Here is a 15791-nt window from a genome sequence, read left to right on the forward strand (position 1 = left end):
ATTTTTTTTAGTTTTTTCCTCTTAACTAATTAAGGGGATCTTTGCGCACAATCATATTCCCTAAATCAAGATTCAAAACGTTGTAGATATTGTCTGTATATCCATTCCGCTTCTCACTCTATTGTAAAAAAAACTAAGTGTCATATTGACTCTGACGTTACGGGATACTTTATAGTAATTAAAGAAGGGAGCGATATAGATGAAAGTAAAAGAGGTTGCTGATCTCGTGGGAATTAGTGTGCGCACACTTCACCATTATGATGACATCGGGCTATTGATCCCAGAGGAAACCACGGAAGCAGGTTATCGTTTATACTCTGATAAGAATCTTGAAACGCTGCAGCAAATTTTATTTTTTAAAGAACTTGGCTTCCCTTTAAAGAAAATTAAAGAAATAATTGATAATCCAACATTTGATCGGCAAGAAGCACTAACAATCCAGCTTAAAATGCTACTAGAAAAAAAGAGCCGGCTCGATAAAATAATTGGGACGATTGAAAAAACAATTAAACATTCGAGAGGGGAAATACACATGTCAAATCAAGAAAAATTCGAAGGCTTTGACTTTAGTAAAAATCCATATGAACAAGAGGCAAGAGCAAAATGGGGTGATCAAGCAGTCGATGAAGCAAATGAAAAGGTAAAAAATATGACTGCTTTCGATCAAGAGAAATTCAACGAAATCTATCGTAACCTTGCCGCAATTCGCAATCTTTCAGCTGATTCCAAGGAAGCCCAGGAAGGAATTAAAGAATGGTATCTGTTTATAAATAAATTAGGAACCTACTCCCTTGATGCATTCAAGGAATTAGGGCAAATGTATGTAGATGACGAGCGTTTTACCAAGAACATAGATCAATTTGGGGATGGCCTATCCAGATTCATGTGTGATGCTATGGCGGTGTTTGCAGACCAAAATAACTAATGTTTATACAAGAAAAAGCATGATGATTAAAATCCTAATCATCATGCTTTGGTTCTCTTTTGTATTGTTTAAACAGCGCAAGCGCTAACTTTAATTTATTCTCCAACGCTTCTTATTCTTCAGTTGAACATAAGTATTTAATCTCTTTATACAAATAGTCAACAGATTGAAAAGCAAAAATTTTCTTAATTAATACACCATGCTTAAATAATAGGAGACATGGTACACTTTGAATCTCCCATTCTGAGGCTAATTCAGGAGTATAATTTAGATTTACTTTCTTAATTGGAAAATCAGGTAGGAGCTCTTGAATCACCGTTAGCATTTTTTCAGCCAGTTTGCATGTGCCACAAATAGGTGTAAACAAAAATAATGCCAGTTCCTTATGTTTCATTATGTCTCCAGTCCGTATTTCCTGCCATTCTTCCACTACCATCACTCAACCCTTATAAAAAATTAGCATGTACATCTAAATTAGCACTAAGCAAAACTGTGGCTACATGTTGCTCAGGTGCGGCAGCCACCTCACGATATGTCTTATCTATATATAGATGAATGGCTTCAGGCAATTCCCGTAAAAATTGCCTTCTTATTTTTTCACCAGAATCATCTGCATCCACTAAAATATAAACCTCTTTATCAAAAAGTTCCTCAATTAGTTCATCTAATCTGCTAGTACTAATTGTGCCGTTTGTGCAAATGATCTCTATTTCCTCATTTAATACAGACTCTAGCTTCTTTTTATCCGACTTACCTTCTACAATAATTACTCGTTCAATCTCACGCTCCATATAGCATCACCATTATGTGTAGTTTAGGTTCAATCTTTAGATATGCAAAATGTCTTTCATGCGTGCCTCAGCTAAGTTAAGGCTTATATAAGAAAAGACAGTGGTTATGACCCACTGCCTAGCACCAACCATCTTCTTGATCACAATCGGTATATTTTTGATCTGGATTTGTTGTTATATCTGCATAGTGAAAAATCTTGTTTTCTTCCTGCTCATAGCCCGGCTTTAAGTCATACTGATTGCCTTGTCCAGTAAAGAGCATTCTACCAATTGATTCTTCACCAACATATAATTCCACTTGATCTTGACCAAATTTACCGACAACTCGGTCTGTTATATCAAGACGCTTTTGCTCTAGCATGCTGAACACTCCTTTATTACTCTATAACCATAGAATGTCCAGATTTTACGAATTCATTAGTCTTGATTAATCATTTCTTCATATTGTTCTGCTGTCATTAATGAATCAAGCTGGCTCACATCTGAAAGCTCAACAACAATCATCCACGCCTTCTCGTATGGAGACTCATTTACGAATTCAGGGCTGTCATCAAGATCAGCGTTTACTTCAACCACTTTACCGCTTACAGGAGCGTAAAGCTCTGAAACAGTTTTTACGGATTCAACGCTTCCGAAAGGCTCGTCAGCAGCAATGTCATCCCCAACTTCAGGAAGCTCAACAAACACGATATCTCCCAGTTCCGATTGAGCAAAATCTGTGATTCCGATACGTACTGTATTACCGTCTATTTGTACCCACTCATGCTCTTTTGTGTAGCGTAGTTCTTTTGGTGTATTCATTTAGTATCCCTCCAAAAATATGTATAAGTATTAAAGGATGTTCAAAAATTCCGGGAAAAATAGCTGTTGAATTTCTTCGTTGGCTCGCTTTTCCGCTCCTCATGTAAATTGCAGAGGAACTTCTGCTAAAGTCATGCACGTCCTATGCATAACGCAGAAGTCAGCACATCCTGTGCAAGCCCGGTGCTCAAATCTTCGCCGCCTCGAACTTCTCGTCTATTTTTTCCTCCTTTTTGAACAAGCTCTATTAATATAAATATGGTAACACTCAATGAGCATTTTTCCATAGTTTTATTTTAAATTACGATAACCACGTGTCTTCAAACTGCTTCTCGTTAAATCCTACTGTAACCTTTTTTCCATCTGTAACAATCGGTCTCTTAACTAGCATTCCGTCCGTAGATAGAAGATCTAGCATTTCATCCTCTGTCATCGTTTTAAGTTTATCTTTTAATCCTAATTCACGATACTTCATTCCACTTGTATTAAAGAACTTTTTCAATTCCATTCCACTTGTTTCATAAAGCTCAGTCAAAACTTCCTTAGACGGTGCATTTTCAACAATATGTACTTCATTTAAAGGAATAGAATGTCCTTCAAGCCATTTTTTCGCATTTTTACAAGTGCTACATTTTGGATACCAATAAAATGTTACTGCCAATCCATTTCACCACCATAAATAGAATACACATCAAAGTGTATTTTAACATATAACCCAGTCTTTTCCTAACAACCGGACAGATAATAAATATTCGACTTTCCTGATCATAGTCCTGCTAAGTCGATAAAGAAATTTTTATCTCACTGCTCTTCTAACAAACAACTTACATACAGAAGCTACCCTAACTAAAAGAAAGAGCTGTTAACAATAGCTAACAGCTCTTCACCTTCTTTTATAGAGTAAAACGACCAGCTTCAATGATACTTGCAGCAATTTCACGCTTTTTACCAATAACGTTAATTGGAGTGTGGCGAGTGAACTTTTTAAGAGCAGATAACATCATGCGTAGCGCATCACCAGTTTCAGTTGCAATTAAAGTTTCTTTTGCATGTGCTTCAATTTCATTGAACGCTTCTTGGCAATATACTTGAGTGTAAAGAAGCTTTTGATTGTTCTTTTCAAGTCCTGTTTTGTTAATTGCCTTTTCTGTACGTAGTACTGCAGACTCCATAGCATAAACATTGCTTACGATATCAGCAATATTACTTAGGATTTCTTGCTCTTTATCTAGGCTCTTACCATATTTTTGTGCAGCTAAGCCCATTGATAATAGAGCAATTTTCTTTGCATTCTTTACTAAATACTTTTCTTGCTCAAGAACGCCATCGCCAACTTCTTCAGGCATTAGCATCATTAGCTCTTCTTGAAGTGCTTGTGCTTTTTGGAATAAAGGAAGTTCACCCTTCATTGCCTTACGTAAATACGTACCTGGAACTAGTAAACGGTTAATTTCGTTTGTTCCTTCGAAGATACGGTTAATACGAGAATCACGGTATACTCTTTCTACCTCATACTCTGCCATGAAGCCGTATCCACCATGAATCTGAACAGCTTCGTCAACTACATAATCAAGAGTTTCAGAACCAAACACCTTATTTAATGAGCACTCGATTGCATATTCTGCAATTGCTGCTGGCATTGACTTACCATCTTTAACCTCTTCATCAGTTAGACGACCCATGCTATCTTCATAAAGTCCTACTGTACGGTATACAGAGCTTTCCATTGCATAAGTTTTCGTTGCCATATTCGCAAGCTTTTCTTGAATTAGTGAGAAGCTAGAAATAGGTGTTTTGAATTGTTGACGTTGATTTGCATATTGAACAGCTACATCTGTAAGACGCTTAGATCCACCAATTGTACCTACAGCAAGCTTATAACGACCAATGTTAAGGATGTTAAAGGCAATAACGTGACCTTTACCAAGCTCTCCTAACAGGTTTTCTTTAGGAACTAGTGCATCTTCAAGAATTAATGTACGAGTAGATGAACCTTTAATTCCCATTTTCTTTTCTTCTGGACCAGTTGAAACTCCTGGATATCCTTTTTCAACGATAAATGCTGAGAAATGCTCTCCGTCTACCTTTGCATACACTACAAATACATCAGCAAAGCCAGAGTTTGTGATCCATTGCTTTTCACCGTTTAATACATAGTGAGTGCCTTCTGCATTTAATTTAGCAGTTGTTCTAGCTCCTAATGCATCTGATCCTGAACCTGGCTCAGTTAACGCGTAAGCAGCTAATCTTTCACCTGAAGCTAAATCTGGAAGGTATTGATGCTTTTGCTCTTCGTTACCGAATAGTACGATTGGTAAAGATCCGATTCCTACGTGAGCACCGAATGATAACGAGAAGCTTCCACCACGTGAAATTTTCTCTGTGATTACAGCTGAACTGATTTTATCTAGTCCAAGTCCGCCGTACTCTTCAGGTACATCAGCACCTAATAGTCCAAGCTCACCCGCTTGCTTTAAAAGCTTTACAGACTTGTCAAACTGGTGATTTTCAATATCTTCTAAATGAGGTAATACATCGTTCACTACAAAGTCCTCTGTAGTTTTACCAATCATTTTATGCTCTTCTGTAAAATCTTCTGGAGTAAAAATTCGATCTGCTGTAAGATCCTCGATTAAAAAGCTTCCACCTTTAATCAAATTTTCAGTTGTTTTTGACATGCTATTTCCTCCTCTTAAATGACCATTTATATTAGTTCAAACACACCAGCAGCGCCCATTCCGCCACCGATACACATCGTAACAACACCAAATTGAATATTTTTTCTTCTCATTTCATGAATTAAAGATAATGTTAACTTTGCACCTGAGCATCCTAGTGGATGACCTAATGCAATAGCGCCACCATTTACATTCACGATTTCTTCGTTAATTCCTAGCGTTCTGACGATAGCTAGCGACTGAGAAGCAAATGCTTCGTTTAGTTCAAAAAGTCCGATGTCTGATAAATCAAGTCCAGCAATCTTTAATGCTTTTGGAATAGCCTCAATTGGACCAATTCCCATGATTTCTGGTGGAACACCAGCTACTGCAAATGAACGGAATTTTGCTAACGGCTTTTGTCCTTCAGATAGAGCTTTTTCCTTATCCATTAATAACACTGCCGCGGCACCGTCACTCATTTGTGATGAGTTACCAGCTGTTACACTTCCTCTTACATTGAAAGCCGGTCGAAGCTTCCCAAGAACATCTAGGGTAGTTTCGGCACGAACACCTTCATCCTGTGAGAAGGAAAACGTTTTTTCTTGAGGCTTGTTATTCTTATCAAGAAATCTGTTTGTTACTTCTACTGGTACAATCTCGTCCACAAATTTACCTTCTTGAATCGCCTTTGCAGCACGCTGATGACTTCTTACAGCAAATGCATCTTGATCTTCTCGGCTTATTCCATATTTATGAGCAACTGCCTCTGCAGTATGACCCATTCCCATATAATATTCTGGAGCACTTTCAACAAGCTTAATGTTAGGTCTAACTGTATGACCTGTCATTGGAACAATACTCATTGATTCTGCTCCACCAGCTAGAATCGTATCTGAAGAACCTAACATGATACGCTCTGCTCCGTAAGCAATACTTTGAAGACCTGATGAGCAATAACGGTTGATTGTAATGGCTGGAACGGTATTTGGTAAGCCTGCAAGAGCCCCAATATTTCTAGCCATGTTTAATCCTTGTTCTGCTTCAGGCATTGCACAACCAATGATTAAGTCATCAATATTACCTTCATAATTATTTGCACGCTTTAGCGTTTCCTTTACAACTAATGCTCCAAGATCATCTGGACGCACATTTGCAAGGGCTCCGCGCTTTGCTTTTCCGACTGGAGTTCTAGCTCCTGCAACTATTACTGCTTCTCTCACATTACTCCCCCATTTCCTTTTTGTTAGGCACTTTTCGTAAAGACTACTTCTTACAAATAGAGCCATTTATTATGGAGAGAGAGGCCCAATGCCTCTCTATGAATCTATTAATTACGTAACGGTTTACCTTTTAAAAGCATATGCTGCATACGCTGTTGTGACTTTGGCTCCGCAACTAAGCTTAAGAATGCTTCTCTTTCTAAATCAAGTAAGTACTGCTCATCAACCTCTGTTCCGAAGTTAACTCTACCACCTGCTAATACAAACGCTAGCTTCTTAGCAATCTTCGAATCATGCTCTGAAATGAATCCAGAACGTAACATAGAATCAATTCCTAGTAACAATGTTGCGTAACCAGTTTCACCTACCACTGGAACCTTGTTACGCTTTGGTGCTTGATATCCTCTACTTGCAAGTGCTAGTACAGCACGCTTTGCATCATGTAGTAGATGATCACCATTTATGCTAATGCCATCATGATTTGATAAGAAATTATTATTTCTTGCTTCTTGTGCAGAAGTAGAAACCTTAGCCATTGCAATCATTTCGAATACTTGATTCGTGATTTTTTGTAGATCCTTTTCTACTCCATTAGGTAATCCCTCTAGATGGCTAATATATAATTCCTTATTTCCGCCACCACCTGGAATTAAACCAACACCTACTTCAACCAAGCCCATATACGTTTCCATAGAAGCTTGAATTTGGGCAGCTGGCAAGCAGATTTCTGCTCCTCCACCAAGTGCCATTCCAAACGGAGCAGCAACAACTGGCTTTGGACTATATTTGACATTCATCATCGTTTGCTGGAATTGGCGAACGACCATATCAAGTTCAAAGAAGTTATCATCTTGTGCTTCCATTAGAATCATCGCAAGGTTAGCACCTACGCAGAAGTTTTTACCTTGATTACCGATCACAAGACCCTCGTAGTTACGGTCAACTTCTTCAATAGCAAAGTTAATCATTTGAGTAACATCTGGACCGATTGAATTATTTGGAGAATGGAATTCTAAACCTGCAACTCCATCACCTAAATCTATTAAACTAGCACCACTATTCTTTTTAATTACCCCGTTCTTTTCCTTAAGACCCTTTAAGTAAATAACCTTTGGGTTTACAACCTTTGATTCATAGCTTCCATTTTGGAAATAAAGCTCTTGTCCCTCTTCTTTCTTATAGAAAGAAGTTTGACCTGCTTCTAACATTTCTAGTACCCAAGCAGGAACCTGTTGACCTTCTGCTTGCATTTTCTTTACTGAGTTTTCAACGCCGATTGCATCCCATAACTCAAATGGACCTTTGTCCCAGCCGAATCCCCATTTCATTGCATTATCAATCGCAACGATATCATCAGCAATTACACCTTTAAGACCTGCAGTATATACAAGGACAGGACTCATGATACTCCATAAAAGCTGTCCAGCACGATCATCCGCATAGACAAGTGCTTTTAACTTATCATTGCCTTTTGCTTGTTTAGCCAATTCAATGGATGGAGCTGTTAGTTTCTTGCGTGGTTCATATTCTAAAGTTTCAGGATTCAATTCTAGAATTTCTTTGCCTTGCTTCAAGAAGAATCCTTGACCTGATTTACTTCCTAACCAGCCTTTTTCAAGCATGGATTTCATAAATGTAGGAACTTCAAATGCTTCCTTTTCTTCTCCCTCTACTTGGTCATAAACGTTATTTGCTACATGCACAAATGTATCTAAACCAACTACATCAAGAGTACGGAAGGTTGCACTTTTCGGTCTACCAATTAACGGTCCAGTTACAGAGTCTACCTCACCAACACTGTAGCCACCTTTTAACATTTGTTTAACTGTCATGATCAATCCGTAAGTACCAATTCTATTTCCAATGAAGTTAGGAGTATCCTTTGCTTCTACAACTCCCTTACCCAGAACATCTTCACCATAAGTCTTCATAAATGAAAGAACTTCAGGATCTGTATTCTTTGTAGGGATGATTTCAAGAAGTTTTAGATAACGTGGCGGGTTGAAGAAATGAGTTCCTAAGAAATGCTTTTGGAAATCTTCAGAACGACCTTCAGCCATAGCCTCAATTGAAATACCAGAAGTATTCGAGCTAACAATCGTTCCTGGCTTTCTCACTTCATCAATACGTGTAAACACTTGCTTCTTTATATTTAAGTTCTCAACGACAACTTCAATAATCCAATCTACATCTTTAAGGCGTTCAAAGTCATCATCAAAATTTCCAGCTTCAATTAAAGAAATGTTTTCCTTTGCTGCTAATGGAGCAGGCTTCTGCTTTAACAGCTTTTGAATAGCAGTTTGGCTTAGACGATTACGGACAACCTTGTCCTCTAGTGTAAGCCCTTTCTTTTTTTCGTCTTCTGTCAATTCTCTAGGTACGATGTCTAGTAGTAACGTTGGAATGCCGATGTTGGCTAAGTGGGCAGCAATTCCTGATCCCATAACTCCGGATCCTAATACAGCTGCTTTGCGAATGTTTCGACTCAACCGTAATCTCCCCTTTCTTCACTTTGAATGAATGCTCATTCATTTTTTAGTTAAAAAAATATAACCTCTTCTTCTTTCACTATAATCCATTTTGGAAATTTTCGCAATAATAAATCGAAACATCCTCCCATTTTATTCTGTCATTTTTTTACTCACATAGGAAACGATAATAGATGGAGGTGATCATCATGGCTAAACTTAAAAAGAATCCATCTGAACGAGCTAAGAGTGCTGCAAGCGTTAAAGGAAATGCAGGTCCAACGGTTAAAGGCGATGTGACCGGAAAGACTCAAAGCACCAACCAGCAATACAAAAAACCGAACATGGGTGGGGAATAACAAACGATATTACTCGCTGTTACTTCTTTAGTACATTAACGCATTGGGGGCCTGGCCCCCAATGCGTTAATGCGTTACCAGGTGACTTTATGAGCTGTGATTTTATTTGGTGACACTGCGTAAATGTGATCGTCTATATAGAGTACTCGCATGATTTGGTTTTCCCAGCTTTCGTAGAGGTTTTTCTCGGGCTCGTGGGTGATTTCCTTTTGTAGCTGAAAGCCCTTAACTAGGTCTATACTGTAGGCAAGTGCTCCTTGAAAGACTAATTCTTGTTCATACTGACTACCTACCTTATCTTGGTAAACAGTAATCGGAAAGGCAAATATATTTTTGTTTTTATTAAAGAGTAATGCTTTATGATCATAGTTTAGTGGTGAGTAGGTTCCTCCTCCACCAATAATTTCCGAGAATTTTTCAGTTGGTTCAGTTGGATTACTTACATCAAACAGTGAGATTTTCACACCATCTGTGAGAACCCGTGGCGACAGATCCCCCTCACTCTTTACTAGCTTTGTATGCTGTCCAAATCCAATTAAATGGTTTTCATCATAAGGATGAAGATAGTTGCTAAACCCAGGTATTTTTAACTCTCCAAGAACAGTAGGCTTCCTGTGATCACTCATGTCTAGAACAAATAATGGGTCAACCTCTTTGAACGTTACCACATATGCCTTTTGCCCCATGAATCTCACTGAATAAATTCGTTCACCCAGTGCCAGGTCTTCTACACTGCCAACCACATTCATGTTTTCATCTAGAACAAAAACATGATTACTTGAAGGGGTGTTTTCATTCCACGTATCACCTTCTGTAGTTGCAATCCTAAAATGCCCATCAAACTCATCCATAGAAAACTGATTGAGTAGGCTTCCCTTCACAAGACCAGATCCAATAAAGCTAACATCAAGTCCGTCTATTTCAAATTTAAAAATTTCTGTTTTAGCCGATGAGACAGGACGTATGGAATCAAAGATCGTTCTGTCATTCATAATGACCTCATTATATTTAGAAACGGCCATATATAAATTTTCTTTTGACATATAAATATCTGAACCACTACCTAAATAGGTAGAAACCTGCATCTCTTTTTCTGGTTGATCTATATCAAATGCCGCAATGATCGAATAGTTAGCATTTTGTGATTCTGGAAAATAACGAATATCCTCATAATTAATATGCTTCATGTCTTCTGAACTGGAGGTATCAAAGAACCTTGGCCTTAAATCGAGATCTTCCTTTTCTAATGCCCAATAATCTGGATAATGATTGTTTAGAAGATAGACGATCGAACCTACTTTTCTAGAGGTGATATAGTTCCCCTCTACCCCCACCGTTTTTAACTCTTTAGGATTACTAGGATCCGCTATATCATAAACCACTGCTTTGGTTTGCTGATACAGGGGAGCTACCCTTTTACTAGAGCTTTCTGCTATTGAGTAGTCCTGAAAAGAATGTCCAATAACAACTAGCTTATTTTGATCAACATATAATTGATAGGGTTCAAAGTCTGGATATTTAATAGTAGAAACTGCTTTAATCTTATCTGAAGGCACTGCTTTTGTAATAATTAACTCTCTATTTATCGCTTGGTAGATATAGGTACCATCTGTTTTTACAATATCTGCCTCATCCACACCTTGTACCTGTACATTAGTATCGGAAAAAGAACTTTCTGCTTCTGATTTTGAGCCGGCTGCTGAATCATCGGCAACTGTTGATTCCTCTGTGGCCATTCCAAAACGGTTACTTCTCATCGACTCTTCTTTTTTCATGATGCTACGAAAATATCCAAGAAGCTTTTGTTCATTTCCTACAATTGGAAGTCCGTCTGAAACTGAAAACGAGATCATTTCGCCTACCTTTAATAAGTCGCCTACTTTGGATTTAATTTCACTTTTAACGTGCAGAGAAAAATAGGGGGAAGCTATATCATAGCCATCCTCTGGCGGTGTAATGATTACTGCCATTTGGTCGTCTCTAACTGTTAACTTTGTGTCAACTCTATTTCCTTCTGCATCTTCTATATAAATATTTTTCGCTGTAAGCGTGGAAGGATCCATTTTATCCGAAAACTCTAACTCCCAAGTGTGATTAGGAAGCACCACTTTCCTACTATTTTCTAAAGCCCATCCACTAACCACACTGGGTTTTGATCCATACACTCCGTACTGAAAGATGAAAGCAACACAAATCAATAAGAATAATAGCATGATAAAATATTTTGGTTTTAACATTCTCAGGGAGCCTCCTTTATAGTGCATAGTCGAAAACGAGGAGGAAAAGTTACATCTTTTTTTACTTTTTCAGGAATATTTTTGAATATTCTATCAAAATGAACTTTACATATAACAATTCCAAATCAACAACTTAGAAATTGAGGTCCAACTTCTCCTGACATCATGTAAGTTGCAATTTAAAACATTTTCATCCAAACTACCCTTTTGTGTTACAATATTTTCAATCTAAACGTCAGGAGAATTCCATATATGTTTGAATTGATGCTTACAATGCTGGAAAGGTTGGGTATTCTTGTAACGATTGCGTTTATTTTGACACGCTTTCGTTTCTCTCGTCAGATGATTCAGCATGAACACATTGGACCTAGACAACAACTACTTGCTATTTTATTCTTTGGATTCTTTGCAATCATAGGAACATATTCTGGGTTAACCTTTAATGCCGATTCGATGGATTTTGACCGATGGGCAAATGACCTAAACCAAGATGAAGCACTAGCTAATTCAAGAGTAATCGGAATCATTATTGCGGGACTTCTTGGTGGTTATAAAGTTGGAATTGGTGCAGGATTAATCGCAGGTGTTCACCGTTATTCGATGGGAGGCTTCACCGACATTGCATGTGGCTTATCTGCTATTATTGCTGGTATTGTTGCAGGAGCATTTTATCGCAAAAATAAACATATCTCATTAACTTCGGCCTTTTTTATTGGAGCCCTTGCTGAAGCCATACAGATGATCATTATATTACTAGTCGCTCAGCCATTTCAAAAAGCCTTAACCTTAGTAGAGATGATTGGTCTACCGATGATTCTAGCGAATGGTATAGGTTCTGCTTTATTTCTATTAATCATCCGAAACGTTCTAAACGAAGAGGAGAAGATCGGTGCCCTTCAAACTCAAAAGGCACTTCGCCTAGCCGAACTTACATTGACACATCTAAGAAAAGGTCTATATGTCGAATCTGCAAAAGAGGCATGTACAATTTTATATAGAGAGGTTCAAGCCAGTGCAATCGCAATAACCGACCAGGAAAGAATCTTGGCACATGTAGGCTTAGCCCAAGAGCACCATCGTGAGCTCACGCCTATTCAAACAGATGCAACAAAAAGAGTTATTCAAGAAGGTAGAGTTATTGTCGCTAATCATGACGAAATACAGTGCGTCCACGATGACTGTCCATTACATGCAGTGGTCATTGCCCCACTATGTCAAAGAGACAAAACAATCGGTACATTAAAATTCTACTTTCGTTCTGAAAAAGAGATTACCCCTCTTGTCATACAACTGATTACGGGCCTAAGCTCCCTACTTAGTAATCAGTTAGATATAGCCGAGGCAGATAGAGCTTATCACTTAGCAAAAGAAGCAGAAATAAAAGCATTACAAGCTCAAATAAGTCCACATTTTTTATTTAATTCACTAAACATCATTGTTTCACTCATTAGAACTGACCAAAAGAAAGCAAGGAATTTACTAATCGCTTTATCTCACTTTCTACGTCAAAATCTAACAGGTACGACTGAACAATGGATCACTTTAGAACAAGAACTTAAGCATGTAAAAGCTTATCTTTCAATAGAAGAAGCAAGGTTCGTTGATAAACTTCGTGTCATTTATGATATTGACGAGCAGGTTTTAGGGAAGCCGATTCCACCTTTAACACTGCAGCCGATTGTTGAAAATGCTATTAAACATGGAATTAAAGATAAGGAAAGGAATTGTGAAATTAGTATTATCATTAAGCAGATGGACCAGGACATACTCGTATCCGTTCAAGACAATGGACGTGGTATTGATTTTTCTAAATATCCAAAGTTAGTAAAAGAGAAAGTTATGTCTAAAACTGGAACTGGTATAGGACTATATAATGTGAATCGACGACTTGTCATGATGCTTGGTGAAAAATCAGCTCTCTCAATAAATAGTAAACAAAATGAGGGAACGACCGTTTCCTTTACAATTTCAGCGAGTATGGAGGAAGTATAATGACCGTGATCAAAGTTCTTATAGTCGATGATGAACGATATAGCAGAGATGAGCTAAAGCATTTATTATCCGAATATCCAACAATTGAGATTATTGGTGAGGCAGAGTCCGGTGATCAAGCCGTTATGAAGGCTTTGCAGCTACAGCCTGATGTTGTCTTTCTAGACATCGAGATGCCGAAACTAAATGGAATGGAAGTGGCTAGATCTTTAAAGGAACTCAAAAAGACGCCACTCATTGTATTTGCCACAGCTTACCCTAACTTTGCGGTCGAAGCTTTTCGTCATCAAGCAGTGGATTATCTAGTTAAGCCATTCGACGAGAGTCAGCTGAAGGAAACAGTTGCCCGCTTAAAAAGGCTATTGGTAGAGCATGAGCCAAAAAAGCTAGAAAAAACTGCGTCTATTTCTGCGAGGCTTGCACTTGAAGAGGATGACGGAATTATTTATGTGAATCCAAAAGACATCTTATATTTATACCGAGATGAAAGGGAAACCAAAATTGTCTTAAAAGATAAAGAATATCACTCCAAATTATCTTTAAAAGATTTCGAGGAAAGATTAGAACATCTTTCCTTTTATCGAATTCATAAAAGCTACCTCGTTAACCTCGATCATGTGTCTCGTCTTATACCTTGGTTTAATGGTGCCTATCAACTAGAGGTAAGTGGAATGAAGGAAAATTTATCAGTAAGCAGAAATTATGTAAAAGGTCTACGTGCACTCTTAGAGTTATAGCACGTAAGACCTCTTTTTTTTCACCTTAAACACAATTTCCTACATCTTAGACAAGAAATCACCTCAAGGAAAACGTTTTCATTTATGATAGTGAAAACGAATACAAAAACTTTCTTTCAAGGGGGATTTGACATGTATACATTTATTGCCGGTGTCCTGCTTTTAATTATTGGATACTTCACTTATGGAAAATTTGTAGAAAAGATCTTTGGTCCGAATTCAGGACGACAAACACCTGCTTTTACTCGTACGGATGGCGTTGACTATCTACCAATGAGTGAAAAGAAGAACTCATTAATACAGTTATTAAACATTGCAGGTGTGGGTCCCATTTTCGGTCCGATCATGGGTGCATTATATGGACCTGTAGCATTTCTTTGGATCGTAATCGGCTGTATTTTTGCCGGTGCTGTTCATGACTATTTAACAGGTATGATTTCTATTCGTAACAGAGGTGCTCATTTACCAGAGCTTGCAGGTAAGTTTTTAGGTAAATTTATGAAGCATATGGTTAACTTCTTCGCGGTATTATTACTACTTCTAGTAGGTACTGTGTTTGTAACAGCTCCTGCTGGACTACTACACACACTAATGAATGGCAGTGTAGCAATGGGAGTAATCATTGCAGCAATTTTCGTTTACTATCTATTAGCTACTTTACTACCAATTGATAAAATTATTGGTCGTTTCTATCCAGTGTTTGGTGCCTTATTATTAGTTTCTGCAGTTGGTGTTGGTGGGATGCTAATCATCACCGGTGCTCCAATTCCTGAATTGTCTTTAACAAATATGCACCCTGATAACCTACCAATTTTCCCATTATTATTCTTAACAATCTCTTGTGGAGCATTATCTGGTTTCCATGCAACACAAACACCGATTATCTCTCGTACAACTCAAAATGAACGTCAAGGCCGCTTCATTTTCTACGGAATGATGATTGCTGAAGGTATCATTGCTATGATCTGGGCAGCAGCGGCTATGAGTGTGTTTGATGGTTCTGCTGGTTTACAAGAAGTTCTTGCTGGTGGTCCTGGAGCTGTTGTAAGTGAAGTATCAATCGCATTATTAGGAGCTGTTGGTGGTACATTAGCGGTTCTTGGAGTAATCATTCTTCCAATCACTTCTGGTGATACAGCGTTCCGAAGTGCACGTATGATTATCGCAGATTATATTAACGTCGCTCAAACTAAAATGATGAGCCGTATATGGATCGCTATCCCATTATTCGTTCTATCATTTGCTCTAACAAAAATTGATTTCACTCTTTTATGGCGCTACTTCTCATGGGCAAACCAGTCAACAGCGGTAATTGCTTTATGGGTAGCTACCATGTATCTATTCATCGCTAAGAAAAACTACTGGATTGCTATGATTCCTGGTGTATTTATGACATATACAACCTTTGCATACATTTTAAATGCACAAATTGGGTTTGGCTTATCCATTAACGTCTCTTATATCGTTGCAGCCATTGCGACTGTTGCAATCATTGCTATCTTCTTCATAGCTGCAAAGAAGGCACGACTAAATAACATTCCTCTAGAGGATGAACTAGGTAACGTGGCTTAAACTACTGAAGCATCTGATCTTTTTTAAGA

At 38.0% G+C, this 15791-nt stretch carries 14 protein-coding genes; 5 read left to right on the forward strand and 9 right to left on the reverse strand.

Features of this window, described 5'->3' with window-relative positions; genetic code table 11:
- The first annotated feature begins 199 nt into the window (after positions 1-199).
- Positions 200-925: a MerR family transcriptional regulator gene (locus tag G4D63_RS10495; protein WP_163179603.1), complete on the forward strand. Its 726-nt coding sequence runs from the start codon at positions 200-202 to the stop codon at positions 923-925.
- Positions 926-1037: 112 nt separating this feature from the next.
- Here G4D63_RS10495 and G4D63_RS10500 read toward each other — a convergent pair whose 3' ends face one another.
- The 8 genes from G4D63_RS10500 to G4D63_RS10535 all read right to left on the reverse strand — a co-directional run bounded on the left by G4D63_RS10500 (position 1038) and on the right by G4D63_RS10535 (position 8886).
- Positions 1038-1361, reverse strand: a complete 324-nt coding sequence (locus tag G4D63_RS10500) for a thioredoxin family protein (protein WP_163179604.1) — start codon at positions 1359-1361, stop codon at positions 1038-1040.
- A 10-nt stretch (positions 1362-1371) separates the two neighbouring features.
- A complete protein-coding gene (locus G4D63_RS10505) occupies positions 1372-1716 on the reverse strand; it encodes a toprim domain-containing protein (protein ID WP_163179605.1) in 345 nt (114 codons plus the stop codon).
- 118 nt (positions 1717-1834) lie between these two features.
- Positions 1835-2077 carry a YusG family protein gene (locus tag G4D63_RS10510; protein ID WP_163179606.1) on the reverse strand — a complete coding sequence of 81 codons (243 nt, stop codon included), beginning with the start codon at positions 2075-2077 and terminating at the stop codon, positions 1835-1837.
- A gap of 56 nt (positions 2078-2133) precedes the next feature.
- Positions 2134-2517, reverse strand: a complete 384-nt coding sequence (gene gcvH / locus G4D63_RS10515; RefSeq protein ID WP_163179607.1) for a glycine cleavage system protein GcvH — start codon at positions 2515-2517, stop codon at positions 2134-2136.
- Positions 2518-2818: 301 nt separating this feature from the next.
- Positions 2819-3178 (reverse strand): arsenate reductase family protein, encoded by a 360-nt coding sequence (locus G4D63_RS10520; protein ID WP_163179608.1) that lies wholly within the window; start codon positions 3176-3178, stop codon positions 2819-2821.
- Positions 3179-3410: 232 nt separating this feature from the next.
- Positions 3411-5195, reverse strand: a complete 1785-nt coding sequence (locus G4D63_RS10525) for an acyl-CoA dehydrogenase family protein (protein WP_163179609.1) — start codon at positions 5193-5195, stop codon at positions 3411-3413.
- Between the two features lie 26 nt (positions 5196-5221).
- Positions 5222-6397 (reverse strand): acetyl-CoA C-acetyltransferase, encoded by a 1176-nt coding sequence (locus G4D63_RS10530; protein WP_163179610.1) that lies wholly within the window; start codon positions 6395-6397, stop codon positions 5222-5224.
- A 107-nt stretch (positions 6398-6504) separates the two neighbouring features.
- Entirely contained in the window at positions 6505-8886 is a 2382-nt protein-coding gene (locus G4D63_RS10535) for a 3-hydroxyacyl-CoA dehydrogenase/enoyl-CoA hydratase family protein (protein WP_163179611.1), read from the reverse strand.
- Between the two features lie 188 nt (positions 8887-9074).
- On the opposite strand from G4D63_RS10535, the gene G4D63_RS10540 reads away from it, so the two are divergent.
- Positions 9075-9224 carry a YuzL family protein gene (locus tag G4D63_RS10540; RefSeq protein ID WP_163179901.1) on the forward strand — a complete coding sequence of 50 codons (150 nt, stop codon included), beginning with the start codon at positions 9075-9077 and terminating at the stop codon, positions 9222-9224.
- Between the two features lie 74 nt (positions 9225-9298).
- Here the strand turns inward: G4D63_RS10540 and G4D63_RS10545 are convergent, their stop codons facing one another.
- Positions 9299-11461, reverse strand: a complete 2163-nt coding sequence (locus G4D63_RS10545; protein WP_163179612.1) for a beta-propeller domain-containing protein — start codon at positions 11459-11461, stop codon at positions 9299-9301.
- A gap of 252 nt (positions 11462-11713) precedes the next feature.
- On the opposite strand from G4D63_RS10545, the gene G4D63_RS10550 reads away from it, so the two are divergent.
- The 3 genes from G4D63_RS10550 to G4D63_RS10560 all read left to right on the forward strand — a co-directional run bounded on the left by G4D63_RS10550 (position 11714) and on the right by G4D63_RS10560 (position 15762).
- On the forward strand, positions 11714-13453 hold the full coding sequence (locus G4D63_RS10550) for a sensor histidine kinase (RefSeq protein WP_163179613.1): 1740 nt from the start codon (positions 11714-11716) through the stop codon (positions 13451-13453).
- Entirely contained in the window at positions 13450-14190 is a 741-nt protein-coding gene (locus tag G4D63_RS10555) for a LytTR family transcriptional regulator DNA-binding domain-containing protein (RefSeq protein ID WP_163179902.1), read from the forward strand. The genes G4D63_RS10550 and G4D63_RS10555 overlap by 4 nt, the downstream gene beginning before the upstream one ends.
- Positions 14191-14322: 132 nt before the next feature.
- Complete coding sequence (locus tag G4D63_RS10560) at positions 14323-15762, forward strand: carbon starvation CstA family protein (RefSeq protein WP_163179614.1); 1440 nt, start codon at positions 14323-14325, stop codon at positions 15760-15762.
- Positions 15763-15791 lie beyond the last annotated feature (29 nt).

This window comes from Bacillus mesophilus (assembly GCF_011008845.1).
Taxonomy (GTDB): domain Bacteria; phylum Bacillota; class Bacilli; order Bacillales; family SA4; genus Bacillus_BS; species Bacillus_BS mesophilus.

Coding starts and splice junctions, on each gene's coding strand:
- G4D63_RS10495 (WP_163179603.1), top strand. CDS start 200: ATGAAAGTAAAAGAGGTTGCTGATCTCGTGGGAATTAGTGTGCGCACA.
- G4D63_RS10500 (WP_163179604.1), bottom strand. CDS start 1,361: ATGGTAGTGGAAGAATGGCAGGAAATACGGACTGGAGACATAATGAAA.
- G4D63_RS10505 (WP_163179605.1), bottom strand. CDS start 1,716: ATGGAGCGTGAGATTGAACGAGTAATTATTGTAGAAGGTAAGTCGGAT.
- G4D63_RS10510 (WP_163179606.1), bottom strand. CDS start 2,077: ATGCTAGAGCAAAAGCGTCTTGATATAACAGACCGAGTTGTCGGTAAA.
- gcvH (WP_163179607.1), bottom strand. CDS start 2,517: ATGAATACACCAAAAGAACTACGCTACACAAAAGAGCATGAGTGGGTA.
- G4D63_RS10525 (WP_163179609.1), bottom strand. CDS start 5,195: ATGTCAAAAACAACTGAAAATTTGATTAAAGGTGGAAGCTTTTTAATC.
- G4D63_RS10540 (WP_163179901.1), top strand. CDS start 9,075: ATGGCTAAACTTAAAAAGAATCCATCTGAACGAGCTAAGAGTGCTGCA.
- G4D63_RS10545 (WP_163179612.1), bottom strand. CDS start 11,461: ATGTTAAAACCAAAATATTTTATCATGCTATTATTCTTATTGATTTGT.
- G4D63_RS10550 (WP_163179613.1), top strand. CDS start 11,714: ATGTTTGAATTGATGCTTACAATGCTGGAAAGGTTGGGTATTCTTGTA.
- G4D63_RS10560 (WP_163179614.1), top strand. CDS start 14,323: ATGTATACATTTATTGCCGGTGTCCTGCTTTTAATTATTGGATACTTC.